The sequence below is a fragment of the Lentzea waywayandensis genome (assembly GCF_900115955.1).
Taxonomy (GTDB): Bacteria; Actinomycetota; Actinomycetes; order Mycobacteriales; family Pseudonocardiaceae; genus Lentzea; species Lentzea waywayandensis.
In genome coordinates, this window is record NZ_FOYL01000003.1 from 958,311 (window position 1) to 971,631 (window position 13,321).

A 13,321-nucleotide genomic window follows, 5' to 3' on the forward strand; every position below is an offset into this window, starting at 1 on the left:
TCAGCTCCCGATCAGCTTCTGCAGCCGCAAGGCGGCGATCTTCGCGAGTTCGTCGTTGACGACGCGGAGCTCGACGTCCGGCGGGTTGTCCATCCTGCTGGACAGGTTGCCGAGCATCTCCGCACCGCTCAGGCCGGTCGCGCACACCAGGTAGATGTGCCCGAACCGATCCTCGTACGCGGCGTTGGCGGCCGCCAGGCGATCAGCCTGGGAGGCGTCCACACCGGACTGTTCGGACCGCGACCACTTCGCCGACACCCCACCTGTCTTCTGTCGTTCGCCGATGCGCGGGTGCCCGGCGATGGCGCCGAGCACCTCCTCGTCGGAAAGTCCTTGTGCGGCAACCGAAGAAGCCGCGAGGAGTGCATCCATCGACGCGTAGGGCCTGCCCGCCACCATCGCGTCGATCCAGCGGGGTACCGCGAGGCACTCGGTGAGCAGAGGTCGCAGTTCGGCCTCCGGGGCGCTGTTGAAGCTGTCCACGGCTCTCCAAGTTTCTGTATCGCGGAATTGAACTTCCACATTCTTGACCTGGGTCGAGCGAGATGTCTAGTGTCTCCGTAGAGCGAAATCCAACTTCCGCAATGTGGAAGGAGCGAGCCAAAGATGTTCGACGCAAACCTGTCCATGCTCTTCATAGAGCTGCCCCTGCTGGAGCGTCCGGCAGCGGCGCGGGCCGCCGGGTTCGACGCGGTCGAGATCTGGTGGCCGTTCGCGGACGCCGTACCCGAGACACGGGAGATCGAGGCGTTCGAGAACGCCATCGTCGACGCGCAGGTGCGCCTCGTCGGCCTCAACTTCTTCGCGGGCGACATGCCCGCCGGAGACCGCGGGCTCGCGAGCTGGCCCGGCCGCGAGACGGAGTTCCGCACGAACGTCGAGATCACCGCGGCCATCGCGGCCCGCCTCGGCTGCCGCACGCTCAACGCGCTGCACGGCAACTTCGAGACGACCGCGCAGACCGTCTCCAACTACCGCTTCGCCGCCGACGTCGCGGCGGAGATCGGCGCCCAGCTCGTGATCGAACCGCTCAGCGGCGCGCCGAAGTACCCGATCAAGACCGCCCACCAGGCGTTCGAGCTGATCGACGAGATCGACCGCGGCAACGTGAAGCTGCTCGCGGACCTCTACCACCTCGCCACGAACGGCGACGACCTCGACCTCCTCGCCGACCACGTCGACCGCATCGGTCACGTGCAGATCGCCGACGCTCCCGGACGCGGTGAGCCCGGCACCGGCGAGCTCGACCTCTTCGGGCACCTGAAGAAGCTCCGCGCCAACGGCTACACGGGCTTCGTGGGCGCCGAGTACAAGCCCGTCACCCACTCCTTCGCTTGGAGGGATCAAGCATGACCAGGATCGGTTTCATCGGCCTCGGAATCATGGGCTCGCCGATGGCGGCCCACCTCGTAGCCGCCGGGCACGACGTGACGGGCTTCGACCTCAGCTCCGCCTCGCTGGAAAAGCTCGTCGCGGACGGCGGCAAGGCTGCTTCGAGTGCGCAGGAGGCCGTGAGCGGCGCCGAGGTCGTCATCACGATGCTGCCGAACCACCCGCAGGTCGAGGCGGTGATCGACGAGGTCACGTTCGACGACGGCACGTTGCTGATCGACATGAGCACGATCCGCCCGTCCACGTCGATCGAGATCGCCCGCACACTCTCGAACGTCCGCGTGCTCGACGCGCCGGTCAGCGGCGGCCAGACCGGTGCGGTGCAGGCGTCGCTCAGCATCATGGTCGGCGGCAACGAAGCCGACTTCGCCGCCGCCAGGCCGTTCCTGGAGGTCGTCGGCAAGACGATCGTCCACGTCGGACCGCACGGCGCCGGCCAGGTCGTGAAGGCCGCGAACCAGCTGATGGTCGGCGGCATCTACGCCCTCGTGGCCGAGTCGATCGTGCTGCTGGAGGCGTCCGGCGTCGACCCGAAGGCGGGCCTCGACGTGCTCGCGGGCGGTCTCGCGGCGAACCGGATCCTGGACCTCAAGCGCGAGTCGATGATCGCGCGCGAGTTCCAGCCCGGCTTCCGGATCGACCTGCACCACAAGGACATGGGCATCGCACTGGACGCGGCACGCGCCGCCGACGTCGCGCTGCCGGTCACCAACCAGATCGCCGCGCTGGTCGCGGCGGCACGCGCGCAGGGTTACGGGTCGCTCGACCACTCCGCGCTGCTCAAGGTCATCGAGAACTTCGCGGGAAGGTCGTAGACAATGCCGAAGATCCCAGTCATGCAAGCGGTCGTCGAGGTCCTGAAGTCCGAGGGCATCGACACCGTGTTCGGCTGCCCCGGCGCCGCGATCCTGCCGCTGTACAAGGCGATGGAACAGGACGGCTCGATCGAGCACCTGATCGTGCGGCACGAGGAAGGCGCCACGCACATGGCGGACGGCTGGTCGCGCACGACCGGCAACGTCGGCGTCGCGATCGGCACGTCGGGTCCGGCCGGCACGAACATGATCACCGGGCTCTACACCGCGCAGGCCGACTCCGTGCCGATCCTCTGCATCACCGGCCAGGCCGCGGTGTCGAAGCTGCACCAGGAGGCGTTCCAGGCCGTCGACATCGTCTCGATCGCCGCGCCGGTCACGAAGTGGGCGGTGCAGGTCAAGGAAGCCGCGCAGATGCCGTGGATCTTCCGCGAGGCGTTCCGGATCGCGCGCTCCGGCCGGCCGGGCCCGGTCCTGATCGACCTGCCGATCGACGTGCAGAAGCAGGAGATCGAGTGGGACTCCACGATCGACGAACCGTTGCCGGTGCCGAAAAGCGTTCCGTCCGACGCACGGGTCGAGCGCGCGCTGGAGATGCTGCTGGCTGCGGAACGCCCACTGCTGCTCGCCGGTGGCGGTGTCATCCTCGGCGAGGCGTCCGCCGAGCTGCTGGACCTGGCTGAGTTCCTGCAGATCCCGATCCAGGCCACGTTGATGGGCAAGGGCGCCATCGACGAGGACCACCCGCTCTACGCGGGCATGACCGGCATCCAGACCTCGCAGCGCTACGGCAACGCGTCGTTCCTGGAGTCCGACCTGGTGCTGGCGCTGGGCGCGCGCTTCGGCGACCGGCACACCGGTGACCTCGCGACCTACCGCGGCGACCGCAAGTTCATCCACGTCGACGTCGAGCCGACGCAGATCGGCAAGGTGTTCGGGCCCGACCTCGGGATCGTCGCCGACACCAAGCTGTTCCTGCAGGCGTTGCTGGAGAAGGCTCGTGAACGTGGTCCGCGTGCGGCCGGCGAGTGGGTCGAGCGTTGCCAGGAGCTCAAGCGGACGCTGCTGCGGCGCGAGGACTTCGAGACCGTGCCGGTCAAGGCGCCGCGGGTCTTCAAGGAGATCAACGAGTTCTACGGCCCGGACACCTACTTCGTCACGGCCATCGGGCTCTACCAGATCTGGTCCGGCCAGCACCAGAAGGCGCACAAGCCGCGGCACTACCAGGTCTGCGGCCAGGCGGGCCCGCTCGGCTGGGAGATCCCGGCGGCGATCGGCGTGAAGAAGGCCAGGCCGGACGCGGAGGTCGTCGGCATCGTCGGCGACTACTCGTTCCAGTTCCTGGTCGAGGAACTTGCGGTCGGCGCCCAGTACGACGTGCCGTTCGTGCTGATCATGCTGAACAACGAGTACCTCGGCCTGATCCGGATGGCCGAGGACCACGGTGGCTACGACATGAAGTACGAGGTCGACATCCACTACGACACCAGCGGCTCGGACAACGTGAAGATCATGGAGGCCTACGGCTGCTCCGGCGTCCGGGTCGCCGATCCGAGCGAGATCCGCGGTTCGCTGGAGTGGGCGCGCAAGGAGGCCGACCGCACGTCCCGGCCGGTGCTCGTGGAGATCATGATCGAACGCGAGGGCAACACCGCGAACGGCACGTCGATCGCCGCGATGAAGGAATTCGAGCCGCTCCCGTGAGTGCCGTGGTCATTGCGCCGGACAAGTTCAAGGGATCGCTCACCGCCCCGCAGGTCGCCGCCGCCGTCGCGCGCGGCCTGCGGGAGGCGGTCCCGGACGTGGACGTGCGCCTCCTCCCGGTGGCCGACGGCGGCGACGGAACTGTCGACGCCGCCGTCGCCGCCGGGTTCGTGAAGGTGGGTCGCTGGGTCACCGGGCCGGTCGGCAAGCCGGTGCCCGCGTCCTTCGCGGTCAAGGGCACGACCGCCGTGGTCGAGGTGGCCTCGGCGGCAGGCCTGACGTTGCTGGAACGGCCCGCGCCCCTCGACGCGACCAGCTACGGCGTCGGTGAGCTGCTGAAAGCCGCGCTGGACGTCGGCTGCACGACGATCGTGCTCGGGCTGGGCGGCAGCGCGTGCACGGACGGCGGCGCCGGGATGCTGGAGGCGCTGGGCAAAGCGTCGTTCGACGGTGTGGACCTGGTGCTGGCCTCGGACGTGGACAACCCGTTGCTCGGTCCTTCCGGTGCCGCGGCGGTCTACGGGCCACAGAAGGGGGCTTCACCCGAGCAGGTGAAGATCCTCGAAGCGCGGCTCGAGGCGTTCGCCCAACGGATCGGACCGGAGTACGCCGCGAGGCCGGGAGCGGGTGCGGCCGGCGGGATCGGGTTCGCGGCGCTCGCGGTGCTGGGCGCGCGGTTCCGGCCCGGCATCGAGGTGGTGCTGGAACTGGCCGGGTTCGCGCAGGCCGTGGCGGACGCGTCGCTGGTGATCACGGGCGAGGGATCGCTGGACGCGCAGACCCGGCACGGCAAGGCGCCATACGGGGTGGTCAGGGCCTCCGGTGACGTGCCGGTGGTCGCGGTGGCGGGGCAGTGCTCGGTCGAACCCGGTGACCTGGGGCTGAAGGCCGCCTACGCGTTGCTGGACGTCGAACCGGACGTGACGAGGTGCATGGCCCGGGCGGAGACGCTGCTGGTTGATCTCGGCGGTCGCATCGCTCGCGACTGGGTGTCAGAGTGAGTGCCATGGACCTGGTCTTCCGCGCCCGCAGGGTCGTGACCCCGCAGGGTGAGATCGCGTGCGACGTCGGTGTCGTCGACGGCAGGATCGTTGCTGTCGAGCCCCGCATCGACTCGCCGAACGTCGTGCACCTCAACGACGACGAGGTGTTGCTGCCAGGCCTGGTCGACACGCACGTGCACGTCAACGACCCGGGCCGCAGCGAGTGGGAGGGCTTCGAGACGGCGACCAGGGCGGCCGCGGCCGGTGGCGTCACGACGATCATCGACATGCCGCTCAACAGCATCCCGCCGACGGTCGAGGTGGCGGCGCTGGAGATCAAGCGCAAGGCCGCCGCGACCGTGTCCGTGGACGTCGGGTTCTGGGGCGGCATCGTCCCCGGCAACCTCGCCGACCTGAAGCCGCTGCACGAGGCCGGCGTATTCGGCTTCAAGTGCTTCCTGCTGCACTCGGGCGTGGACGAGTTCCCGGCCGTCACGACCGCCGAACTGGAAACGGCGCTGCGGCAGCTGGCCACGCTCGACGCGTTGACGATCGTGCACGCCGAGGACGCGCACACGGTCCGTGACTCGGAGCCGGACTACGCGGGCTTCCTGGCCTCACGGCCGCGCGAGGCCGAGAACAAGGCGATCAGCGACGTCGTGGAGCTGACCCGCAGGACCGGCGCCCGCACGCACATCCTGCACCTCTCGTCGTCGGACGCGCTCTCGATCCTGGAGGCCGCCAAACGCGAGAGCCTGCGGATCACCGCCGAGACCTGCCCGCACTACCTCACGTTCACCGCCGAGGAGATCCACGACGGGCAGACGGAGTTCAAGTGCTGCCCGCCGATCCGTGAGGCGGAGAACCGCGAGGCGTTGTGGCAGGGCCTGCGCGACGGCGTGATCGACCTGGTCGTCAGTGATCACTCGCCGAGCACGGTGGAGCTGAAGGAAGGCGACTTCGCGACGGCGTGGGGTGGCATCGCGTCGTTGCAGCTCGGCCTGCCGGCGGTGTGGACGGGCGCACAGGAGCGTGGTTTCCAGCTCACCGACGTCGTCCGCTGGATGGCGACGCATCCGGCGCGTCAGGTCGGATTGGCGACCAAGGGCGCCATCGAGGTCGGCAAGGACGCCGACTTCGTGGTGTTCGCACCGGACGAGACCTTCGTGGTGGACAAGAACAAGCTCCACCACCGCAACCCGGTCACGCCGTACCACGGCCGCACGCTGAACGGCGTGGTCAGGCAGACGTGGTTGCGGGGCAAGGAAATCAGTCAGACCAGGGCAAGTTCGCCCAAAGGAAAGCTGCTCAGAAGAGGAGAAGCATGACCGAGTGGACCCGGCTGCCGGATCTCGCCTCGCGCGCGGCCGGAGGTGGCGTGGTGTGGGCGAACGACGAGCTGTTCGCCGAGCGGGAGAACCTGATCAAGCCCGCAGAGCCGGTCTACCAGACCTACACCTTCGGTCACAAAGGCCAGGTCTACGACGGCTGGGAGACCCGCCGCCGTCGTGAGTCGGGCGTGGATCAGGCGGTGGTCAGGCTCGGCATGCCCGGTGTCGTGCGCGGGATCGTCGTCGACACGGCGTTCTTCAAGGGCAACTACCCGCCGTTCTGCTGGGTCGAGGGCGCCCAGGTCGACGGCTATCCGGGCGCCGACGAGATCACCGAGTGGTTCCCGCTGGTCGAACGGACCGCGCTGAAGGGAGACGAGAAGCACTACTTCGACGTCACCGAGGGACGCCGCGTCACGCACGTACGGCTGACCATCGATCCCGACGGCGGTGTGGCTCGGTTGCGCGTGCACGGCGAACCGCTCGCGGACCCGCGTCTGCTCGTGGGTGGCATCGACCTCGCCGCACTGGAGAACGGCGCTGTCGTCACCGGGTGCAGCAACATGTTCTACAGCTCTCCCAACAACCTCATCGCCCCTGGTCAGGCCACGGTCATGGGGGAGGGCTGGGAGACCGCGCGCCGCCGTGACGACGGCAACGACTGGGTGTCGCTCCGGCTCGCCGCACCCGGCGTCGTGCAGCTGGTCGAGCTCGACACCAGCCATTTCAAGGGCAACGCGCCGGGCTGGGCGTCGGTGCGCGGCTGCGACGAGCGCACCGACCCGGACACGTGGTTCGACCTGCTCCCGCGCACCCGGTTGCAGCCCGACACGCGGCACCGGTTCGTCGTGGACGCGACCGAGGCGACGGCCGTCCGGCTCGACATCTATCCGGACGGCGGAATGGCACGCCTCCGGATCCTCGGCACCCCTACGAGTGACGGCCTAGCGCACCTGCGGGAGATGTGGGCCAAAACGACTAACTGACGGTGGTTGTCCGACCACGGTCTGATTCGGATCCCTACCTAGGTTGGTTGTCTGCGTCACACGATCGGTGGAAGCGTTCCTCCCGCAAGTTCGGGGATCCAGGGAGGAATTCCATGCAACCGATGGTGCGCGCCTTTGGCGCCGCGATCGCCAGTTCTGCATTGGTTCTAGGCGCGAGTCAGGTCGCGATCGCGGCTCCGGAAGGGCAGCCGGAGTACCAGGTCGGCGCGATCGACTGGAAGCCGTGCGAGGAGAAGCCGACGGTCGACTGCGGCTTCCTCGAGTTGCCGATCGACTACTCCAAGCCGAACGGTGAGAAGTTCAAGCTGGCCGTCTCGCGTCTCAAGGCGGCCGACCCGTCCAAGCGCATCGGCGCGATGGTGATCAACCCCGGCGGACCGGGCGGTTCGGGCGTCGACTTCTCGATGTTCGCCGACGGGTACTTCAGCAAGGAGATCATCGACAAGTTCGACGTCATCGGGTTCGACCCGCGTGGTGTCGCGCGCAGTGCGCCGATCAAGTGCTCGGCGGAGCTGCTCCAGAAGACGCCGTCGAGCTACCCGAAGACCAAGGCCGAGTTCGACGCGCTGGTCACGTTCAACAAGACGCTGCGCGAGGACTGCCGCAAGCAGTCCGGCGCGATCTTCGACAACGCCTCGACCGCGGAGGTGGCGCAGGACATCGACGCCATCCGCCGCGCGCTGGGCGAGCGGAAGATCAACTACTACGGCATCTCGTACGGCACGATCATGGGCCAGCACTACGCGGAGAAGTTCGGCAAGAACATCCGCGCCATGATCATCGACTCCAACATGGACCACAGCCTGGGCACGAAGCAGTTCCTCGACTCCGAGGCGCGCACCGCCGAGGACTCGTTCAACGAGTGGATCAAGTGGAACGACCGGGCGGCGACCTCGCCGTTCCACGGTCAGGACCTCCGCAAGATCTGGAAGGACCTGCTGGCCAAGGCGGAGCGCGGTGAGGTGCCCGCTCCGTGGGACCCGACCGTCAAGATGACGCCGGAGGACCTCGGCGGCGGTGTGGTCAGCATGGCCTACGGGCCGAGCTGGCAGCGGTTCGCCGAGCAGATCAAGCAGATCATCGACGGCACGCAGGCTCCGAAGTCGGCCTTCTCGGCGTTCGCCGCCGAGGAGACGTTCGACAACCCGTTCCCCGGCATCTTCTGCAACGACTACAACCTCCGCGTGAGCTCGTGGGGCGAGTACCAGTCGCTGGTGAAGTCGGAGTACCGGATCGCGCCGAACACGCGTGGCTCCTCGCTCGGCCACGGCGCCATGATGGGCTGCGTCGGGTTCCCGAAGGCCACGAACCCGCAGCGCACGCTGAAGATCAAGAACTCGCCGAAGATCCTGCTCACCAACGCCAAGCACGACCCGGCGACGGCGTACGAGTGGGCTGTCAACGCGCACCGTCAGACCCGTGACACCACCGTCTTCGTGACCTACGAAGGCTGGGGCCACGGCGTCTACGACCGCAGCGAGTGCACGCTGAAGATCAACAACGAGTACCTGGTCTCGCTGAAGCTGCCGCGCAACGGCACCTCGTGTGCCGCGGTCGAGCCGCCGGCGCAGGCGTCGGTCATGTCCGCGAAGCCGCGGATCCCGGCGGGCCCGTTCTCGGTTCGCTAACGCAGGTCAGTAGCTATACCCCCGGTGTATACGCCGGGGGTATAGTCCTGCGTCATGGCTGGCCTGTGGTGGCCTCGCGGTAAGGGTGCGTGGGCGCGTTTCGCGTTCACGGCTGCCGGCGTGGCCGTTGGTGTCACGGTGTTGATGCTCTGTCTCGCGGCCCAGGGCGCGTTGCAGGGCCGTTCCGACCGTTCGGCGTGGCAGTACACGCGCGCCGACACGCCCGGTTCCGGTTCTGTGCAGTGGCTGGCCGTCACCGACTACTTCCGCGGCGAGGAGATGCTGCGGATCCACGTCGCCGACGTCGGTCCCTCCTCGCCCTCGCCCGGCTTCCCGTTGCCCCGTCCCGGTGAAGTCGTTGCCTCACCGGCGATGCAGCGGTTGTTCGAGTCCACTCCGGACGATCAACTCGATGACCGCTATCCGGGCGTGGTCGTCGGCATGATCCCCGTGGACCTGCTGTCCCATCCGGCGCAGCTCGTCGCCGTGGTCGGCGGGCAGGTGCCCGGGATGTTCACCGCGTCCGGCATCGCTGTCGAGCCTGACCACGCGTTCTTCGCGTTCACCAGGATCGTTCTCGGGATCGCGGCGCTGCTGCTGCTCGTGCCCGTCGTGGTGTTCGTGGCGATGGCGACCAGGATCGCCGCGGCCCAACGCGAACGCCGCCTGGCCGCGTTGAGGCTGGTCGGAGCCACCCGGTCGCAGACGGCTCTGATCGCGGCCGCCGAGACGGGGATCGCGGCCTTGGCGGGAACGCTCGCCGGCTGGCTCGCCTATGAAGGCCTGCGCCGTGTGTTCGCTTCTTCGGTGACGTACGAAGGTTTCCCGTTCCACGCCGACGACGTGCGCGCGCCGTTGGCCGTGCTGGCTTTGGTGCCGTTGCTCGCCGTCCTCGTCTCCGTGGTGTCGTTGCGCCGCGTCGACATCGGCCCGCTCGGGATCGTCCGGCGCGCCGCCTCGAAGCCGCCGACCGCGGTGCGCGTGCTGCCGCTGGCGATCGGTCTCGGTGGGTTGTTCCTGGTCACGTACACCTCGTCCGCCGGCTTCGACGAGCTGGCGCCGTTGTTCGGGATCGCGACCGTTGTCGGCGTGGCGATCGTGGGTCCGTGGGTGTGCCTGCAGATCGGACGGCTGCTCGCGCGCGCTTCCAACGCCACGACGGTGCTGGCCGCACGCCGGATCGAGCAGGACCCGAAAGCGTCGTTCCGGGCCGCGAGCGCACTGGTGTTCGCGGCCTTCGCGGCGACGTACCTGAGCGGCCTGGTCAGCGCGTACGGCGACCTGCCCGGCACCGCCACCCCGCGCGGTGTGGTGACCGTGTTCGACGGCCGCGACCGCGAGATCGTCAGCGACGGCACGGTGGCCGACGAGGAACGCATCCGCACCCGTGAGGCCGTCGCCGCGCCGCGCGCCATCATCAACACCCGCCGCGAGTTCGTGCTGCGCGAGCAACGGCTCTGGGACGACGTCGAGTCCGCCGTCCACTTCGCTCTGGTCGTCGTCGTGGTGGTCGCGGGATGCGGTCTGGCGGCCGGCGCGGTGGGAGGAGTGCTCGAACGGCGGCGTTCTTTCGCACTGCTGCGCGCGTCCGGCACGACGCTCGGCCAGCTGCGCAGGGTCGTGTTGCTGGAGACGGGTGTGCCGCTGGTGGCGATGACCGGGCTCGGCGTGGCGCTCGGGGTGCTCACGCTGGTCGCGACGAAGGGACCGTTGCCGACGGTCGGGTTCGCGGTGGTGGTCGCGTGCGGTCTCGCGGCGGCGTTGCTGATCGCCGCGACGCCTTTGATGGTCCTCAACCGCGCGTCGGCGTACAGCGAGGTTCGCCGCTAGCAGCGTTCGCCGGGACGCCACCGCTGGTCGCACCACACCACGTGCCCTGCGGCGTCGGGCAGCGGCTCGGTGCGCAGCGGCTGGGACGCGGACGCGACCTGGGTCCGGGTGACACCGCCGAGCGTGTAGTCGACCTCGACGTCCCAGTCGGCCGCGTCCTCGCCGTGCACATCGACCTCGACGTCCTGCCGATAGCCGTCCGCCGGCACCCGCAGCGGGAACGCGCCTTCGACCGGGTAGGCGGCCGACGTGCTGGTGTCCACCCGCACCCTGGTCGCGGGAGGGGCGGCGGGCCCGGCGCAGTGGTACAGGTACTTCGCCGTGCGGTACAGGGGCGAGACGGTCCTCACCTGAATCCTGATCGCGGTGATGACGAGTTCCTGCTGCGGCTCGGGCCGAACCTCCAAGGTCACCCTGGTGTGGCCGGAGTGCGGGAGCGACACCTTCAGCGCGGTGAAGGGGTCCGCGCAGGTTCCCGTCTCGTTCCGCACTTCGCCCACGACCTGCTCGCCGTTGGAGATGACGTCCCATCCGTGTGTGCTCGCGACGGTGACGTTCAGGCTCCTGGGCTGGGGACCCGGCGGAGGAGGCATGACCGGCTCTCCCTGCGAATCCTGGGAGAGCCGGAAGTTCGACATGACCCACACGAACGCGCCGAAGGCGGAAAGAGCGACGACTACCAGCACGATCGCGAAAACGCGCATCTGCCGACGGTATCCAGCAACCGCTTCCGGCATGGCGCAATGCCCCGGAAGAGGAGACCCTCGACTACTGCTCGTTATCGGCCCGACGCCGTGAGGTTGCCGAATCGAGTCCGTGAACGGCGCGAAACGCGGACGTAACACGTCCAGGTCGACAGTTCACCTCCGCGAAACGTTGGGCGTGGGTGGGTGAAACAGGACATCTCGATGCTCCCTGCAACCGACGTGCAGTGGAGGTCGAAGTGGATACAGGGGACACCGCCTGGGTGCTCACCAGCGCCGCATTGGTGCTGCTGATGACGCCGGGCCTTGCCTTCTTCTACGGAGGCATGGTCCGTTCGAAGAGCGTGCTCAACATGATGATGATGAGCCTGGGCGCGATGGCCGTGGTCGGTGTCCTCTGGGTGCTGTTCGGGTACTCGGCGGCATTCGGCGCGGACGTCGGCGGAGGCCTGCTGGGCAAGCCGTTCGAGTTCTTCGGCCTTGACGGGCTGCTGGGCGCCGACTCGCTGGCGGGCAAGATCCCGAGCACCGTGTTCGTGGCGTTCCAGGCGATGTTCGCGATCATCACGGTCGCGCTGATCTCCGGTGCGATCGCCGACCGCGCCCGCTTCGGCCCGTGGCTGCTGTTCGCCGGCCTGTGGGCCACGATCGTGTACTTCCCGGTCGCGCACTGGGTGTTCGACTTCGACGGCAAGGACGAGGCCGGCAACGTCATCGACCCCGGTGGCTGGATCGCCAACAAGCTCCTCGCGATCGACTTCGCCGGTGGTACGGCGGTGCACATCAACGCCGGTGCCGCTGGTCTCGCGCTCGCGATCGTGCTCGGCAAGCGCGTCGGCTGGCCCAAGGAGCCGATGAAGCCGCACAGCCTGCCGCTGGTCGTGCTCGGTGCCGGTCTGCTGTGGTTCGGCTGGTTCGGGTTCAACGCCGGTTCCGCTCTCGGCGCCAACGGCCTCGCCGGTGTCACGTTCATCAACACGCTCGTCGCCACCTGCGCGGCGATGCTCGGCTGGCTGATCACGGAGCGCATCCGTGACGGCAAGGCCACCACGCTCGGTGCGGCGTCCGGTGTCATCGCCGGTCTGGTCGCGATCACGCCCGCCTGTTCGTCGGTCACCCCGATCGGTGCCATCGCGATCGGTGCGATCACCGGTGTCCTCTGCGCCCTGGCCGTGTCGCTCAAGTACCGCTTCGGCTACGACGACTCGCTCGACGTCGTCGGCGTGCACCTCGTCGGTGGTCTGTCCGGCACGATCCTGATCGGCCTGTTCGCCAGCGAGTCGGCCCCGGCCAAGATCAACGGTCTGTTCTACGGCGGCGGCGTCGACCAGCTCTGGCGCCAGGCAGTCGGTGCGTTCGCGGTGCTCGGCTACTCCTTCGTCCTGAGCCTCGCGCTCGGCTACCTGGTGAAGTTCACCGTCGGCTTCCGCGCGTCGGAAGAGGCCGAGGTCGCGAGCATCGACGAGTCCGAGCACGCTGAGCGGGCTTACGAGTACGGCAGCCTCACCAGCGCGCGTGGTACCGGCAAGCCGAGCGTGGCCGCGGGCGCGACCGCGGTTCTCGAGGGGAGCAACAAGAAATGAAGCTGGTCACCGCGATCATCAAGCCGTTCACCCTGGACGACGTGAAGGGCGCCCTCGAACAGCTCGGGGTGCTGGGCATGACGGTCAGTGAAGTGCAGGGCTACGGGCGCCAGAAGGGCCACACCGAGGTCTACCGCGGTGCGGAGTACTCCGTGGACTTCGTGCCCAAGATCAAGATCGAGGTCGTCATCGACGACACGGCCGTCGAGAAGGTGCTGGAAGCGGTGGTCGAGGCCGCCCGCACCGGCAAGATCGGTGACGGCAAGGTCTGGGTCACTCCGGTCGAAACCGTTGTCCGTGTACGCACGGGCGAACGTGGATCGGACGCGCTTTAACAACTAGGA

General features: G+C 68.3%; 12 protein-coding genes. 10 read left to right on the top strand and 2 right to left on the bottom strand.

Annotated elements, in window-relative coordinates; translation table 11 throughout:
• Nucleotides 1-522: a 2-oxo-4-hydroxy-4-carboxy-5-ureidoimidazoline decarboxylase gene (gene uraD / locus BM417_RS15235; protein ID WP_281251316.1), complete on the bottom strand. Its 522-nt coding sequence runs from the start codon at nt 520-522 to the stop codon at nt 1-3.
• An 84-nt stretch (nt 523-606) separates the two neighbouring features.
• Here uraD and BM417_RS15240 point away from each other — a divergent pair, with 84 nt between their 5' ends.
• The 8 genes from BM417_RS15240 to BM417_RS15275 all read left to right on the top strand — a co-directional run bounded on the left by BM417_RS15240 (nt 607) and on the right by BM417_RS15275 (nt 10,690).
• Nucleotides 607-1,353: a hydroxypyruvate isomerase family protein gene (locus BM417_RS15240; RefSeq protein ID WP_093593322.1), complete on the top strand. Its 747-nt coding sequence runs from the start codon at nt 607-609 to the stop codon at nt 1,351-1,353.
• Nucleotides 1,350-2,207 (top strand): NAD(P)-dependent oxidoreductase, encoded by an 858-nt coding sequence (locus tag BM417_RS15245; protein ID WP_093593324.1) that lies wholly within the window; start codon nt 1,350-1,352, stop codon nt 2,205-2,207. The genes BM417_RS15240 and BM417_RS15245 overlap by 4 nt, the downstream gene beginning before the upstream one ends.
• Nucleotides 2,208-2,210: 3 nt before the next feature.
• Complete coding sequence (gcl, locus tag BM417_RS15250) at nt 2,211-3,911, top strand: glyoxylate carboligase (RefSeq protein ID WP_093593326.1); 1,701 nt, start codon at nt 2,211-2,213, stop codon at nt 3,909-3,911.
• Nucleotides 3,908-4,912 (top strand): glycerate kinase family protein, encoded by a 1,005-nt coding sequence (locus tag BM417_RS15255; protein ID WP_218164470.1) that lies wholly within the window; start codon nt 3,908-3,910, stop codon nt 4,910-4,912. Before gcl ends, BM417_RS15255 begins: the two co-directional genes overlap by 4 nt.
• Nucleotides 4,913-4,917: 5 nt before the next feature.
• Complete coding sequence (allB, locus tag BM417_RS15260) at nt 4,918-6,222, top strand: allantoinase AllB (protein WP_093593809.1); 1,305 nt, start codon at nt 4,918-4,920, stop codon at nt 6,220-6,222.
• Entirely contained in the window at nt 6,219-7,211 is a 993-nt protein-coding gene (alc, locus tag BM417_RS15265; RefSeq protein WP_093593329.1) for an allantoicase, read from the top strand. Before allB ends, alc begins: the two co-directional genes overlap by 4 nt.
• Before the next feature lie 113 nt (nt 7,212-7,324).
• Nucleotides 7,325-8,860, top strand: a complete 1,536-nt coding sequence (locus BM417_RS15270; protein WP_093593332.1) for an alpha/beta hydrolase — start codon at nt 7,325-7,327, stop codon at nt 8,858-8,860.
• Nucleotides 8,861-8,914: 54 nt separating this feature from the next.
• A complete protein-coding gene (locus tag BM417_RS15275; RefSeq protein WP_093593334.1) occupies nt 8,915-10,690 on the top strand; it encodes an FtsX-like permease family protein in 1,776 nt (591 codons plus the stop codon).
• On the opposite strand, the gene BM417_RS15280 is transcribed toward BM417_RS15275, so the two are convergent.
• The gene (locus tag BM417_RS15280) at nt 10,687-11,394 is read right to left on the bottom strand and encodes a hypothetical protein (protein WP_093593337.1); all 708 of its coding nucleotides are present in this window, start codon (nt 11,392-11,394) and stop codon (nt 10,687-10,689) included. The genes BM417_RS15275 and BM417_RS15280 overlap by 4 nt on opposite strands.
• Nucleotides 11,395-11,633: 239 nt before the next feature.
• Between BM417_RS15280 and BM417_RS15285 the strand changes: the two genes are divergently transcribed.
• Nucleotides 11,634-12,977 carry an ammonium transporter gene (locus BM417_RS15285; RefSeq protein WP_093593812.1) on the top strand — a complete coding sequence of 448 codons (1,344 nt, stop codon included), beginning with the start codon at nt 11,634-11,636 and terminating at the stop codon, nt 12,975-12,977.
• Nucleotides 12,974-13,312, top strand: a complete 339-nt coding sequence (locus tag BM417_RS15290; protein ID WP_030479675.1) for a P-II family nitrogen regulator — start codon at nt 12,974-12,976, stop codon at nt 13,310-13,312. Before BM417_RS15285 ends, BM417_RS15290 begins: the two co-directional genes overlap by 4 nt.
• The last annotated feature ends 9 nt before the right edge of the window (nt 13,313-13,321 follow it).